Source organism: Mucilaginibacter auburnensis (assembly GCF_002797815.1).
GTDB lineage: Bacteria > Bacteroidota > Bacteroidia > Sphingobacteriales > Sphingobacteriaceae > Mucilaginibacter > Mucilaginibacter auburnensis.
In genome coordinates, this window is record NZ_PGFJ01000002.1 from 1,059,645 (window position 1) to 1,076,783 (window position 17,139).

Annotated in this window: 4 protein-coding genes; all 4 read right to left on the reverse strand. The window is 40.2% G+C overall.

The window, feature by feature from the left end:
- Positions 1-133: 133 nt before the first annotated feature.
- Genes CLV57_RS15460 through CLV57_RS15475 form a run of 4 tightly spaced genes read right to left on the reverse strand, consistent with a single transcriptional unit; the run spans position 134 to position 17,139 of the window.
- Positions 134-616, reverse strand: a complete 483-nt coding sequence (locus CLV57_RS15460) for a hypothetical protein (RefSeq protein ID WP_100342285.1) — start codon at positions 614-616, stop codon at positions 134-136.
- A gap of 1 nt (position 617) precedes the next feature.
- Positions 618-9,428: an RHS repeat-associated core domain-containing protein gene (locus tag CLV57_RS15465; protein ID WP_100342286.1), complete on the reverse strand. Its 8,811-nt coding sequence runs from the start codon at positions 9,426-9,428 to the stop codon at positions 618-620.
- A complete protein-coding gene (locus CLV57_RS15470) occupies positions 9,425-10,219 on the reverse strand; it encodes a hypothetical protein (RefSeq protein ID WP_157799181.1) in 795 nt (264 codons plus the stop codon). Before CLV57_RS15470 ends, CLV57_RS15465 begins: the two co-directional genes overlap by 4 nt.
- Positions 10,220-10,233: 14 nt before the next feature.
- Positions 10,234-17,139, reverse strand: a complete 6,906-nt coding sequence (locus tag CLV57_RS15475) for a hypothetical protein (protein ID WP_100342288.1) — start codon at positions 17,137-17,139, stop codon at positions 10,234-10,236.

The following is a 17,139-nucleotide window of genomic DNA, read 5'->3' on the forward strand; positions in this document are numbered from 1 at the left end:
CGCTGTTTTATGTTATTGCTCAAATAGCACACGCGGCACGCGTGCGACAGCACAGGGATTGTCTTTACGATACGGCTATAAATTTACGGATTGCTAACAATTACTCTTTCCGATGTAATCGCCAGCTGTGACTTCATTTGTAATCAAAGGGGTGATGTCGATACCTCAAATACCATATAGAGTTGAAATGTTGAATGGTTATTACTGACGCTCTATCATCGACGACAAAATGAACAATTTTTTTCTTGTTAATAAGTTTTACGGTAATACGAGTATTTCTCTTTATAATCAAAGAAACGTTAGTTACCGTAAAAGTATCATTGGTATTTGTATCACTTTGCATAAAAAATCTACTTATTTCCTTCTTATTATTTAATACAACTAGTGTATCATCGAATTCTTGCCAAAATTGCAAAATGACACGTCTAGGTGAATGTCGCTCTAAGCCAATGTGACTATCAGCATTTCGACCGTCTTCCTCATATGATACCTTTTCAATATCCCAATTACTTTCATTCCACTTAATCTTATTAATCTTACAGCTAGCTATTTGAGAGATGCCCGCAGCAGTTAAGATACAAAGCCAAAAAAGAAAGATATTATTTCTAATTTTCATACTATGGACTTTTCTTTAGATCGGCAGGTGTAAAATTGCCTTGGGTTTTGATTTTTTCACTTATAGCACGGAACTGCCCCAAAATAGTATCACTACCATTGCTGTTCCTTACCGCTGGATCTGGGTTTTCAGCTGAGTTCATTAAGTTATCTTTAATCGTAGTGGAATTACCGCTCGTATTACCCTGATCTAGCAATGGAGCCCATTTTTTTTCAACCTTAGTTAAACTCCAAGGATGCTTTAATCCACCTGAATGTCCAAATTCATGCGCACCGGTCAATTTAAAATCTGTGCTATTGGTTAGTTTACCGTCCATGGTTATTCCAAGTGAAATAGTAAAATCATCTATTTGACCTGTAGTAACTCCTGGCACGCTATTAATTACCGTTGTTGTAGTAGTTACAGAGCTATTGCTGATTGTATTAGGAGTAAAAGCTGGGCCAGAAACTGTAGTTGTTTTAGTGCTAGTACGATCATCAAATTCTAATATACCAATTTTGCCATCATCAGGAGTGGGCGGTGTAAAATCAAGAATAACTTCTGTCTTGTACTTTTCATGTAAAACTATAGGACCTAAAAAAAATGTGGCGCTTGTGTTAAATTTAGCTTCAGCTGCCGCTTTAAATTCCAGTGCTTTAGCTTTGATAACATTTGGATCTTTTATTAAAGTAGATTTATTTATCACTTTTACTTTTACGGTAAAATCCGTTTGAATTGTTAGTCCGTCCATTGAACACTGCACGTTTATATCTTGTGCCCACTCTAACCCATCTAGGTCAATTCCATCAATTGGTCTATTACTCGCAAATTGATAGGGCGTCAATTCAGGATACGATTTGGCAATAGGGTCTGTTGACAAAAACCTCGCTACTCTCGGATCATAAATCCGCATGCCGTAGTCCTGTTGGTTGCCATCGCCCTTACCAACGTCATTATCATTCTCCTTGCCGTTAAAGCCATAGCGGTAGGTGGCGTTGTTACTAGCATAACCACGGCCGGGCTGTTGCATACCAAAAGGATAATAATCTTGCGCGGTTATTACATCGGCGGTAAAATAGTCAAAACTGGTATTGCCGGCTGTAGGGTGCTGTAACCGGCGGTCGCTAATAGTTGCCAATACGTTGCCTAAGTGGTTGGTTAGTTCATAGCGTTTCAGGCCTGCTTTTTGCCACTCGGTTTGCGCGGCGCCTGCCGTAGCCATGTTTACGTTGGGCTGCCACAGGCCAAGTCTGCTGCTGCCGTATAACTGCTGCTCGCTCCATGTAACCACGCCTCCTGCCTGGGTATAAACAGCCAGCGCATTGCCTTGCGCATCGCGCACGTAGTAAGTATTGGTTGAACCAACCGTTTTCTTCACCCGGTTACCGGTAGCATCATAAGCGTAAAGCAGGTTGCTGCCGGCCGTTTTGGTTATGCCTTTTATTTTACCATAAACGGTCCAGTCAATAGCACTAATATTCGCTTTAACATCGGTTGTAAGGTTGCCTATTTCATCATACTGGTAGTTACCAATACTCTGCGTAGGTAAATCATTAACCGTGGCAGCGGGTATGGCGTCAGTAATGTATAGTAAACGGTTATTGGTATTGAGTTTGTTGTTGCCGTCTTTGGTGTACCTATAGTTAAGGTCATCAATCATAGTGCCTGCCGCCGTATAACGTTTGGCTGTTTCAATATTGCCATTACCGTCATAGGTCATCTGCTCTAACAGTGTTTTTGTTCCGGCCCAGGTGGTACCTGTAATGCCGTTATGGATAAAGGTTTTGGTAAGGCGGTTCAGTTGGTCATACCTGTAAGTATAACCCGCAGCGGCACCATTGTTAATTTTACTAATGGCCAGAGTTGTGTTGCTTATATTGCCGTTATACAGGCTGGCACCATCATCTGCAGCACTTTGAGATGTATATTTAAGCGCAAAGGCTGTTGCGCCTAAGCCACCAATTGGTTTATAATCATTATTGTAATACCCCAAAGAAAAAGCAAAGGCATCGCGTGCAATATTGTCTGCTGTGGTGTTGCCATCAAAACTAATTTCAGTGGCAGGGTCTAAGCGGGACCCGTTAACTCCCTTCAACCAGCCTTGTAGTGTATAGGCGTAATCAAGCCCCTGTACTTTACCAAATCTGTCGCCAAGTTCTACACGTGCCAGCGGCCCATGTAAATAGTAGGCATAACTCGCGTCTAAACGTTTGCTATGTTTTAATATTTCGCTGCCACCTAATGGTTCAACCATGGCCGAAACACCACTCCAGGCTTCTGTTAACCGGTTTTCTGAATCGTACTTGTATTGATAATAAAACTGGTCTGGCTTAGGGTTGGTAGTATTATGCTGATAAGCAACAAAATTTACTTTTCCGCTTATCAGGTCGTATTCATAGTCAATACGTTTAAGGCTGTTTACATCATTAGCCTGTGTAAGTCCGTCAATTTGCTGCCACAACGTTTTAACGTTGCCAGATATATCATAGTTATAGTAAGTGGCTTGCTTTACAGCATCGGTCTGCACATCGCGATAAGTGGTAGCGGCAACGCGCTTGCGCAGGTTACTTTGTTCGGGTATTAACGCTATGCCGGCAACGCCACCGTTTACAGGCGCGGCATCATCATAATAAGTACGCGTTATTTCCCGGTTGGTACCGACAGGCAAAAAGTTGTTTCTGTAAACCACCTTGCTGACAAATCCGGGCTGGCCCATAAAATTATCATCGGCAACTGAAATTGTTTTTTCGCCAACTTCATTTATCCTGCCAAGTGTTTCATCATAGTTAGTGTAGCTGTATTTATGCGCAGGTTGCTGCTTATCATTTTGCGATGCCACCAGGCGCGAAAGTTCATCATACCAAAACCTGTTGGTGCCGCCGTCAGGAGATTTTTGCTGCAACACCTGGTTAGTTGATGTGTAAGCATAGGTGGTAGCAAGTACATGCGGCGGTACAAATCCAATAGCCCGTGTTTCAACTGTGCTATTTTCTGCAATTGTAGTTTCGCCGCCCGGAGCAGGTATATTAAACCTATACCATTGCATGCCACTGCAACCGTTTGATGGTTTAAAGCAATTGTCATTAGCGTTGGTACTGATCTCCCCTGCTGTCATCAAGCGTGAGTATACACGCATATGTTTAAGCGTGGTTATATTATCGGGATATACTATACCCGTATTTGTGGCGGTAATATTCCAGCCAGGCGACATGGCTGTAATACTACTGGTTACCGTTAGCGCTACACCGTTAAGATATATTTGCGGCACCCCGCCCGTGGCTATATTATTTCCCTGTACAACTATGTGCAACCACGGCCTGCTTGATTCGCCTGCAAAAGTGCCTCTGTAGTGGTACGAAGTTGGCATTATTGATGCACTTAAATGATCTGCACTCTCCACAATAGGGTATAGGTCAAAGCCAGCAATACCATTATTCACCCCAACCTGCATCATGTACTTTTTATCGGGTGTAACCTGTACCATCTGATAATCGGAAGCGTATGCACCGTTGTAGAACCAAAACTCAAAAGCTCTGGCGCCGCCACCTGTAAGGGCTGTACTTACCTGTGTAAATGCAGCTGTTTTGTCGGTTGAGTAAGTTACCGGCACTCCGTTACAGATAATTGGCGCATCTGTGCAATTGCTGCTTTCGCTTAAGCGATTTTGTTCTATCCATTTTAACTGACTATCATCAAGCAGCTTAACGCCTTCTGGCGGCACAGTACGCACTAAGTTATCGGCCTGATCATAGTAGTATAAAGTATAATGGTATTTAGGCGATGTAGATTTTAAATTAACAGTATTTTGTGCCAATGCACATTGTGATATATAAAAGGCCCTGAACTTATTTTTCTCGTCTTGTATATACTTTTCATAAGCAAACACACCGCTCGTTAGCGCGCTTACCAAGGTGGTTCTTATACAATCATACGGGTCAATAGGCTTTTCATTATTGTAAATACTATTGCAAAGAAGCCCCGTTGTATTATATGCTTTGTAATCGGCATACGTTAATCCAAAACCAAACCGGTTATTCATAAAGTTGGTTAGGATAGCCGGATAGTTTGCATGTGCCATTAATGCTGATGGTGAAATATCAAAAGCAGAGTGCAGTTGGTTAAGAGCTAAATCATAAGCGCTGCGCGTTACGCAACCGCCATCGCGTAAAAATGCCGGCAGCAAAATGTTATATTGCAGCAAGTAGTTACAGTTTGATGCGTTAACAAGGTCGGCCAGTTCTACCTCGCTTATGGTCATTGCCAACTCGCCGTACTGATTTTTCAAATAGTTATAAAAACCGGCATTTGAATAACTCTGACTAACAGGCAATGAATTTTGATAAGATGTTTTAAGTGCTTTAAGCGCAGCATCTATGGTACTATTAATTTTAGTTACCCGCGCCGTTTGAGACATTTTTTGTTTGTTATACGGATTAGGATAGCTTAACAACCATGGGTTTAAACCGGCAGTAAACTTTGCGTTTGCCAGTGTATAGCTTTTTATAGCGTCTCCAAAGCTATTGTCTTGATATGATGTTAAAATTCCCGGTACTAACTCACTAACGCCCATCATGTGGGTTACATCACCGCCCTTAGCACATACCGCATATAGCCTTGCCCGCAAGTCCCGCTCAACGTTTTCAAAATCATTTAAGTTAGGATATTTAGCACGAAGGCCAGGTTCCAGCTTTAACATCCATTCATTAATAGCATCTGCACAGTTGCTATTGATCTGCGCTGTGAATGCGCTTTGATTTTGCGCCAGTACAGCATCTTTACCATCCTGAGGAACTGTAATGGTCTGCGTAGATGATTCAGAAAACACCGCGGTTTTGTTGGCGTAATAAGCCTCGTTACTACAGCTTATGGTAGGCTCTTCATAACCATCTGTACATACGGTCAGTCCGGTTATGCTGTTAATGCCAGCTATAGGGTAAACACATGTTAATGCAATTTGGTCTTTAGTTATATAGGGAGCTACATTACCTGGTGTATAGAAAGTTGTTAGCGAAGACGTATACTCATTACCCAACGCATAGTACAGCCCTGCATCTATATGAACTACCTGAATGGGTTCCGACTCACTTAAAAGAGTATTTAAAAGTGAATATAGAACCCAAGAGTACATATTTAATGTTTTCTTTGTTTTAACGTAAACATCGAACCCTCCTTCGGGTGCAGCTACAGGTATGCCCGAATTATCTCTTAGAGATATTTTTATTTTATGCTTTGTGTCTTGTCCATAAAATCTGTAAGTGCCGCTTCCCCAATCTTGTTGATAATCATAGGGTAAACTTTGTGTTTGGATATTCTCCACCTGTAAATTGATACTAACATTTCCACACACAACAGAATTAATTGCAATAGTTGAATAGTTTACAGCAAAAGGCAGAAGAACGGTGCCTTCGCCTTGTCCGGCCGCAATTGGAACGTTTATATATTTTGTTGTGCCGCCTTCTGTATAAGATAGCTTAACCATTACCTTTTGAGGTACGCTGCCCATAATATTATAAACTTTTACTTCCCATTCTGTACCATAGCCATCATAAGAGGAGACGTTCAACCTGAAGTTTTCTTTAATAGGGCAAGCGTTACTTGACTGCGGACCTGTAATTGGCGTACCGATATTGCGCACACATGAGCAAGCGGCGCCCCGGGCGTTCAGGTAATCTGTACGGCCTTTTACATAATATTTTTCGCGCAGCTGGAAATAAAGTTCTGAAAATAGTTCCCATTCTCTATCTTTCAACCTGCATGACGGGTTACATACAGGCCACGTGGCACTCGTGCCTACATCATTGTCTTTACAATACAACTGGTATTTTACGTAATCATACAAACTCAAGCCCGGGCGGTTGTTAATTTTCAGAATGCGGGTAGTATAATTTTGAAGGTCAGCTTCTATATCATCTTCGTACTGAGCTCCGTAAGTTGATGTGGTTGAAAAAAATGGATCTATGCCCGATAGTAAGGTGTACGCTCCATCTGCATAGGTAATATTTGGCGAAGCGCCCGGTATGCGGCTTAATGTTGTTTCTCCAAATACATTAATCCTTATCATTTGCTCCCATGTAGTGTATTTTGACGACTCCTGACAGTACTGAAGCTTGCAATATTCAGGATGATATTGTAGAAATTTTAACGCCCACTCTGGTCTCCAATTTTCTATCATGCGCGCGAGGGTAAACTCCGGACTGTAAATCCATATTCGGGAGCCATCTACTAAAGTTATAAAGTCTGCATCATTTTGCGCAGGAAGCACAGACGGGTGAAAAACATCATTAAAGTGTTTAGATAACTCATTTGTTTGAGCCTCATTAGGCAGGTACAAGGTTATGTATTGTGAAAAAGGCGGCGGCACATATGCCTTACTAAAAGTTGCGTATTGCCCGCCGGGAGATAAATGGGAGAGCATTACATTCTGATATGCGTTGCAATCAGAATAACTACAAGTTTGTTGTTTGTTATCACACGCAGTTTTCAAGTCCAGGTATAACCCATCAATAAAGCTGTTTATATCTGTATATAGCTGTCCGGTTTTGTCTTGAATATCTAAAAGTTTAAACTCCTTTAGGGCCATAGCCTTAAAAGCAACATTGTCTGCTAATTCAATTACACAGGTTCTGCAATCTGTATAGCAATCTGCCGCATTCATTTTGCTCAGAAAACCTTCCTTTATAAAATCAAATTGTTGCTTTAAATAATTGCGACTAATGCCTTCCTGAACAAATTTTTCAGTATAATCATTAATCGCCTGTCTATCATACGCTAACTCAAACTTAATTTTATACTCGCCGGTTCTTGCAAAACTGATATTCACAAATTGATCATTTTTGTAAGGCTCTATACCTTTCATCTCAACTTTACTTCCCACAGTCGTTATAAAGCCGGGTACTGATATAACATCTCCGCAATCATCAACTATTGATATGGTGAGGTCATAGTAACAGTTACTACAAATATCTACCTGCGCATTGGGGTACTTTGTAACTATTTGCTGAAGGTTGTATTTTAATGTAACCTTTTGCCCGGGCACTGCATTCATGTAACTTGTAGTTGCAGTTATTTTCAGATCAGAATTGCTGAAAATAAATTGTTCCGGTTTAAAAATCACCTCATCTTTTTCCCCCATGTCTGCGTCAGTAAGTGACCTCAACTCGTCAACATTAGTTGGGTTAGCTCCAGAAAGCGCAGTAGCGATTGTTTTACCACTTGCATTTAAGTATGACAGGCTTATTTGACCATTGGGGTCAACCACCATATTTTTGGTATAGTGTTCTGCATAGCCAACATCTGTTCCAAACAGTTGGTCAAGTTCCCGCTGAGTTGGCTTTCCGTAATAGTATTTAGTTGTATTACTGGTTACTCCTGTTCCGGGCTGAAATTGCGCACCAACACCACCCTGAAGTTTGATACGGCCGGTATTATCAGTTGTATATTGCGTTATTGAAAACGGATAGCCTTCCGCATCGGGGATGTATTGATTATATTTTGGATCGGTTGCGGTTTTAAACCCATTATTGGCTGAGTAGTACTTGCCTGCACCAAAACTGCCAAATATCGGGTTGGGTAGCACCTCGCAATTTACTCCAACACTATTAAAAATATCTGTTATACTGTATGGACTACCACTTGTATTTTGGTTGAATTTTTTTTGATAATTTAAATACGGAACGTTGGCCTGCAAGTTTTCTTCTTTGTTGATAGGTGTAGGTAATATACTTGCTGCGGGACGCCCAAATTCGTCATAAATATTCTCCTGCACTACACTTACAACCGGCTTATTTTTCTCCCTATTGCCGATAGAAACTGTTTGTCTGTTTCTTAATGTACCATCGAAATAGCTGATAACCTCTTTTCTCTTGCCTTCTTCTGCAAAGCTTGCCGAAAACTGCCAGTTTAACTTATCTTCGTGCCATTTGAGCAGCCAGCAGTTGTATTTAATTAAATTATTGGTGCTTGTTTTGCATTTGTACGTCCAATCGCCGGTAATACGTACGCCATCTATATTATATGCAGCACGCCTTATTCGCACTAATAAATACTTTTCGTTATATGCCAGAGATATAGGATACTTATTGTTTTGAGTAACAATTCGCGTAGCATTATTGCGAAACAATTTATCCATCTCCTCAGCAGAAACAACTGCATTACTCTGCATACCTGCTATAGTTACGCTAAACGGACTGTTTTCATCTATGGTAGTCCATTCTACATCAAATTCCTCGTCGCCAATTTCAAACGCCCATTCCAGATCAAACGTTTTTGCACCGGTAAGAATTTCATCAGGAGCCGTAATAGCTATTGGCTTTGAACCACTAAATGGATAAATTCGGTCAACAGTAATATCAGCCGATACTTTTAACACCCAGGGTATATCATTAAATGTTGGGTAAGTACTTGATGTAATGCTCAATACTTCTACATCTACCCTAAAAGCATTATTGAAAACATAGCTGCTTATTGCATTATAAGTTGTGCCTCCGTTTTGGTTATAACTTACCGTCAATGTTTGAGTTGAAGTAGTAGGCGGGGTATTGTTATTTATAAATTGATCAATTTTTACAACAACGGTGAATACGGTACCGGCAGGTGCCTGAATGAGCTCTGTATCGAATAACTGAAGATTAACAGAATTCTTTACCGATCGATTTATTATCTGATCCCAATACGGTAAATTAAGTTTGAACTTGTCATCTAACAGGCTGAATTTATCTCCAACTTTAAGTTGCCCCACAGTACTGTAACTGGTAGTTTCAACAGCAGCATAAGTTCTTACTATTGCAAGTAACAAGAAAATTATGATAGTAAATGTTTTTAACAGGCGGGTCATGTTTTGATCTGTGATATAAGTTTATAGCCGGCGTACTTGCGTGTTAACACTCCCTTATTAACAATTTGAGAGATCTTTTTATATTGATTGATATTGGCTTGATCGGTCAATGCTAAAACTTTTATAGTAACTACCTTTTGCCCAATTTTATCTGATGGACTTGCCGGGTTAGCTAAACGCAGACTAATGTTTACTATTTTTTTTGAAGACGCGTTAAAAGTTATTGCGTATTCCTTACATTGAGGATGATCTTCGTTAACAAGCGATAAGCTTTGAAATTTCCCGTTTGTATCGGCTTTAATCAAATAATTTTCGCTTGCTAAAGCATCTGTTAACCGGGCAGAATCAATCATTGTTTGTGGTTCCATTTGCTTTTGGGCAGATAAAACCACTTTTTTTTCTTCTCCGTTAATGTAAACGAAAAAGCCTGATGTATTAAGATTTTCAACTACTCCCTCTCTGTAGTAAAAGTCATCGCCTTTTTTACATAAAATAAATCTTACATTAGTAGTACTCTTTACCGAATCTGCATAAATGCCTGTGCTTATTATTCCGGAGAAGGTATAAGCGTTTTTTGATGTGTTAAACTGCTTTAACAACTGCCTAAATGTTCGCAATAGCTTTTCGTCATAATGTGGCTTTTTTGCACTCACTACTACAGGCACTGCAGGTCTATTATGAATTTTAGCTGATGCCTTGGGCAATCTAAACTGGGTAACTACCAATACAAGCAAAGCCAATATCATTGCAGCTATCGTCAGACAAACTTTGGGGCGCCTTAATAAATCCATATCAATATGTGTGTTTAGAGGCCTTTTTTGTAAGATGATCGATTTTCTTTTAGCGTCATAATACCTCGCTCGGTCTCTTTTTTAACTCTTACAAGTGCTCCCTGGCTATCGTACTCATAAAACGTTGCAAAACAATTCTCATCAAGCTCTGCCATCAGTCGCAAGGTTTTTTCATCATAGGCATATGTTTTCATTGATGCATCTTTAGGAAATATGCGTATATCATCTACGAAAGAGCTAACTGATTCTGGGCTTTTTAGCTTCAATTCAATAGGAACTCCGGCACCCGTATAAAGCGCGGTTGACGTAACGTAAGATTCTATATTAATACGTCCCTCCATCAACTTCCACCCCTCAACAATTGCTTTAACTGTCAACGGAATATCCTGACCATTAGCTGTCAATATAAGCCCCTTAAATGCCTTATTAGTAGGCTGTATATCTTTAACCCAGGCATTAAATATGTATTCCTTTTTTAGCGGCTCAAAACCGTTGGGATACTTACCTGTACCCTCAGTTTTATTATACTCATTTGTTTGGGTATTTAATGTTAGTAACGGGTAAACTGCCGGCCTTTCATTAAATGTTTTGGTATATAGAAATATACCATCGTTATAAAGCTGAATACTGTTATTACCGCTATGCGATACCTGGTTTGTAACCAGGTATTTTATAGCTCCGCCTGCTGAGGAAGTAAAAAACGGTTGCTTATTAGGATCAATATGCTTAGGTATACCCACAGAGAATTTAGCATCTTCAAAACTTTCAGCATATATTTCGCGCTGCATAGCATTAGAGGCAACAGCCGAAGGCAGTTCGCCGTTAAAAGAAAACTTTGCAGCGCTATATCTGTCAAGTGCATCTTTATTTTCTAACTGTTGCCCGTACTTATCATACTGTGTTACTGTATTGGCAGTTACCCATTTAGAATTGTTGTTAAGCAGCCATCTTTTTTTGGGAGAACCTTGAGCAGGTGCGTACCAGTTAGGATAAAAGTTTGTTATATAGCCTGCGTTTTTTACATCAACAACTTTATCAGTAAGAGGCCTGTATTTCCGTTTTTCTTCAAATACCTTAGTTTTTGAAAGCCGCCAATTGCCCTTTATGCCGTACATAAATGGGTTAAGGGCTTTATCAGCAGGGTTTAATGGGCTGTAATAATTGCCGGGGCCATCTGTCCAATAGTATTTTGAAGCAACAACCGGTGGATTACCGTAAGGAGGAAGATATTTTTCAGCATAAGCTGCCATAAATAAACCTTCCTGACCGTGCAAGTTACTGGTCATACTTGTTGTACTCCAAATTACATTATCTTGCTTATCTATTAATTGTTGTCTTGATGTGTTGTTATAAATCTCCATACCAAATCCGCTTTCAGCAGGGGCAGTGCCATCTGGTCTTAACTTAATTTTTATTATATGTTCACCAGCGGTCAACTCAGGAGTTTCAATAATAAACCAGCCATTTTCTCCATTCCATACACCAAATTCGCTGAAGAGATAAGGCCCATCATCAAAAGCCATTGTCATTGGTATGCTACCATTTAAGCCTATAAAATAAGTGCCTGTTCTGGGCAAATAAACTTTAGAAAAACAATACAAATTATCACCGGCTCCTAAAAAATTAGGTCTAATTAATGTGCTGGTTGCGCGCGTCATCCAATAATAAAAACTTGGCGGGTTAGGATCATTATCTGGATTTTCAAGTACATAACTCAGCCAAATGGAACCCATTTGCATTTTTCCCTCAAAATAAGCGGGGTATGTAAACCCGGCCCTGTATGGTGTTTGTAGTGGGTAAGGATGAGGGTTAGGTGAATATCCCCAATAATTAATATCTGTTGTGGGAGGCTCCCAAACTTTTATATCCGGCACTTCAGAAACCCAATCTTCATTAAACTCATTTACACTTGCATTGAGCACCTTTAATGTTGAAAGATCGGTGTTATCGGCAAGCCTTAAACGCCCTGCTTCTATAGGGTTATTTAAACACGTGTAGGTGCTTATGCTGCCATCAAGCATGTTTCTATACCCCGACCGAATAACTTTTCCTTTTTTGATCTCGTAGCGCAATTCGCTGGGTTGAATTACCCTATTTGGGTCAACTGCCTGAAGGGCAATTTTTATTGTTTTAGCTATAGTTCTACCATATTGGTCAACCAATCGTTTAGCCGTGCCATTTCCGGTTTCCTGCTCTAAAACCCAGTACAGATTTACTTTTCCGGCATCAGTAAGGTCTTCAATTACATCACCCGCGGCAACATATTCAGCCTTATCTGTAATAAGGCCTGTTTCATCTGTTTTCAGCCCGCCAATAACCATTCCCAGTGTTTTATACGCTCCGCCCATTCCCTCGTAACCCCAGTAAGCAGGTATATTTACACTGTATATATCTTTTTTAAACTCGTTTTGCGTTTTGGTAACAATTGCTTCGCCGGTTACTGCATCAAATGCTATGTTTTGAGTAGCAATAGATGAACCGTCTTGTGTTTTTACAACTTTCTCTAAAATTCCGTAAGACTGTATTACCTTGACCGCACATGCTGACCTGAAGAGTGTATTGTCTTGATTTATATTTATAGGAAAGTGCAATATAAGCGACAGCGGAAAAGACAGAAAAAAGTCATTGCCAATATTAAAAGTTGTTCCCTCGTTTTTGCTGCTCTGTTCCCTAAAATCTGTAAACAGCTCAATTTCCTGGCCTATAACCTTTGGTTTCACATCTCCATGAATGTCAATAGTTTGAACAGAATTGTTAAGTGTCAATGCTTCGCCATTCAGCTTATCGGCTTTATAAAAATATTCTGTAGCCGACACTTGCGTTGCAGCAACTTTTCCCGTAGCATCCTTGGCTTCCTTAAAAACTCTTGTGGCCTTTAACTTACCGTTCATGTCATTTAATTCAATACTGTACCCTTGCGACATTACAAGCTCGTCGTAACTGGAAGTTAATATAAACGAGAATGTGGGGGTATTGGGAGGTGTGTGATTGGTTTTAATTCCGAGTACATTTACTTTTACCGGAAAATCCTTTGTAGTATAAAACTCATTAACTACATACCCGGTACGCATTGTAACATCAGTTGTTAATAATCCTTGCTTCTTTACCAGATCTTTGGTAACCACGCGGCTGTAGGTAATCCCCGGCGCTGGGAAAACCGATTCGCCGAAAGGCTCTTCCAGCTGAAATAAATTCGTTATAGCCCCTTTCTTTTTTTGACTGTAGGGTATTGGCATTTTAAACGGATTTTCGTCATTGCCAATAGATGGCTCATAGCTTGCAACACCGCTTGAAGAACCATCTTCTAATTCATAAATATATTTTTGCCCGTAAGATGTATTTTGAGTTTCGGCCGGATTGTTTGAATACCACCATTGATCATCAATTTCAATCCGTTCAACACGTACACCTCCACCAATTTTAGCGCCTTCGTTTTTTGTAAGCCGAACAAAACTCTTATCCTTGTTGATAATTGATGCATATGGCTCCGCAGCGCCATCGGCTTTTTCATAAAAAGATCTTGTAAGTTCACCAATATTGCTTATAGCGTTTATGGTTGCGCTAACAACAGCTGATATACCTCCGCCACTGGCTTTGTTATCATAGCCCGGATAGGCGTAAAGCGGGTACTCATCTTTCAGCTTTTGCCAGGCTGCTATAGCAATGGGGTTGGTCTCAACATTTGAATTGGTAACATCACGGGTCAATTTTTTTAAACCAATTAATAAAGTCTTCCCGTTTACTGCTACAATGTCGCCTACCTCTGCAAAACACGATACGAAATCATAGTCACCTTCTGCCCCTGGCCCGGAAATATTTGTATTCATCTTAACATTAAGCTTAACATACATGTAACTTGACCCGTTTAAGCAATCATTAATAAAGTTTTGACGAGTCATCGAGGTTGGCATTTTATAATTATCCGGTAGGGTAACCCTTATCTGATTTGCTAAATTTAAACCGTTTTGCGTGGCCCCCGCCCCGGGTAAATCGTTGCCGTCCTTACATAATGCATCAATTTTATACATGCGCATGGCTTTTTTATTTTGCACATATGCATAATCGTCTGTTTCATAAGTTACTTTAATAACGCCTCCGGTTGGCAATTGTATTTGTCCTAAATGCCACAATGAAGCGTTTTCACTTACTTTTGAACGATCCTGATCAGTATAAGGGAACTCTTCGTTGCTTAATGCGGCACTGACATTTTCGCTTCTTGATTTGTACACACCCCATCTGTCTGTGAGCATGTAACCATACGCTCCTTTTACACCGGCAGAAGTAATGCCGATGGGTTGGTTGTAGCTAAATTTATAAGCATGGTTGGCGCCTTTTGTAACATTAGCATATTCAAACCAAACAGATTTTAAAGTTAGTTTACCTCCATTAGGAGCGTTTGAATTTGGTGTATATGGGCACAATTCATAGTTATAATCAAATTTTACAACTTTTATTGGTCTTGACATGTCGGCTTTAGAGTAAAGCCTTATCTGCATTAGGCATTTTTGCTTTACATCGGCGTTTTTACCTCCTACTTTCCAATCTTTGCCAACACCCAATCCGTCAAGCCTGTCTTTGGTTATGAAATATGCAATTTTGGTTTTACTTTCAATTGAAGAGATGTACCAAAGCTCCTTACGACCATATATAACTGATCCTTTATCGTCATCAGGATCTGCCAGCTGTCCTTTATTAACAACCACGTTTTCAAATGGAGCACGCCAGTTGTACAATCCGTTAACACGGCTATAATTGAATTTTATAGCGGTACCAAGGTCATCATCGGTTATACCGTCGTTTGTTCTGTCAACATAATCTGCGGACAAAATCCCGCTAAGCAAGTAACTTGTAGCATAAGGAGGAATACTTTCGCTATGGTAATAATTGTCAATTCCTTTATTCAATCCGGGAATAGCATCAATTGCCTGGTTAGTCAAATTTGTTTCCCTATCCGGATTGTTTGTGCCTCCCTGCAATATTTTATTGTAACCTTTGCCTATAGCAAATGAACGTTCAGTTTGTTCAACATTGTAAACCGGTGTGCCGTAAACCATTCTTCTACCGGTTGCATCTGTAACCGTTATCTCAGATATATGGTTGGCTTTACGTGAGGGGTACCTATCCGGGGGAAGATCTGTAGGATCTGTAGGATCTATAAGATAAGCTGGGTATTTAACTATATCAGATCCCGATAGTGTAACGGGATCAACGCGAACAATACTATTGGTATTGGGCTTAGGTGATGCATTAAATGTTGCCGGTAAATTTGATTCGTCTATACCATCATAAATATCTATAGTTTTATTAAGCGCGGCAAATGTTGCTTCTGAAGCGGTTAAATAAGATATTGTTGTTGCCCCAGGTTGACGTTCTTTACTTTCTATCTTACTACTAATTGATGTGTTGCATGTTGGGCATAAAAACTTATTCTCTGCTCGTTTGCCTGATAAATCAATCTGCACAGGCGCTGTTTTCCCTAACGCTGTAGCCAGCTCTTCGTTTTGTGCACTTTTTTCGCCCATTGGTTTAAAAAATACGTTCTGGTAATTAGGCTTATACGGATCGTATGTTTGGAAATCACCAACATTGGCATACCTGTTATCATCTGTCCATTTTTTAGCGGTTGTGTTCATTGTTTGCGGATACAGCGTTAGTCCCCAATGTGCCAGGTTCCCAAGTCCCGCATCAATTCCAATAGAACCATTCTCGGAACTATCATCTGTTTGGTTATCAAAGAAAATTCCTGTACCACCACGATATAATCGAAATTGCCCGCTGCCCAGTTGATTGGTGTATGAAAAAAGATCATGCGTTTGAATTGGGAGTGCCAGATTTGGCAGATCAGGAATTACCAGGCTTTCCTTTTCTCTGATAAAATCCATTACCGCATGTGCATCATCCTTTGCAAGGTCGGCATACAAAAATCCATAACCGGGGTTTTGCTGGGCATTTGACAGAATAGATTTGGTAGTTCTATAACCTGTTAGTCCACCACTTACAAAAGTTCCAAAATTAGCCAGTCCGGCATCAACAGAAAAGGAATATGAATTGGTTTTATATGGAATAGAAATTTTGGGCATAATGGGCTCGGTGTTGTAAGATATACTTGCGCCAGCACCGTTAAAAGCATACGAATCCTTATGTTTCGTTGACTGAAATGTTTCAGCAAGTGAAAGTGATTTCAGTCCTGATCTGCTATTATATCCAAGTGAAGCCGTTAAACCTGCTTGTGAAACCTGTTTGCCTTTTTCATCAGTATAAACAGATAAACTGGCATAAGGAGTGAATGAAGCCCCACTTTGCGTATTAGATGATATACCAAATCCTAATCCAACACTAAGCGATGTAGAATTTGATCTGGATAGCGAAATGCCAGGATTTATAGATACTTCTGCGCCAATGCCTGTATAATTATTGAAAAATACTCCGTAGCTAAAAGAACCTGTACCTTTACCCAAAATTTTCTTTACGTTATCTTTTATTTCTTTTCCGAAACCAAATAACTCTAATTTTGCTGTACCTCTCCCTCCAACTGTAATCATTTCTTTTCTGTAATCCCTGGTGGTGATTTTTTCTCCCCGCATGTCGTCGGGCAGGCCGCGTAGCTGCCTATTAACGGCACCGGTATTTAAGTTCCATCCCAGTCCAACCCAACTTGCTTCATCGTCAATACCCACTCCAGACTGGTAGTTGAGATTTACAGGATATCCGTCAATATCCAACAACGGGATATTATATTTAAAATCACCAGTTTGCAAGTCTACCATGTCTGATACACTTGCCTGTTGGAAAGCTTGCGTTTCCGGCTGTGCCGGGCCTGAAGTTAGGGCATAGGTAGCGGCAGGAAAAAACAAATTATAAACCCAGATGAGCAGTAATAATCTTGCAACTTTGGTATTTCTCTTAACTTGGGGGCTCAT

Excerpts from the sequence above, each read along its gene's own strand:
- CLV57_RS15475 (WP_100342288.1), bottom strand. The coding sequence starts at position 17,139 with ATGAGCCCCCAAGTTAAGAGAAATACCAAAGTTGCAAGATTATTACTG.
- CLV57_RS15460 (WP_100342285.1), bottom strand. The coding sequence starts at position 616 with ATGAAAATTAGAAATAATATCTTTCTTTTTTGGCTTTGTATCTTAACT.
- CLV57_RS15465 (WP_100342286.1), bottom strand. The coding sequence starts at position 9,428 with ATGACCCGCCTGTTAAAAACATTTACTATCATAATTTTCTTGTTACTT.
- CLV57_RS15470 (WP_157799181.1), bottom strand. The coding sequence starts at position 10,219 with ATGGATTTATTAAGGCGCCCCAAAGTTTGTCTGACGATAGCTGCAATG.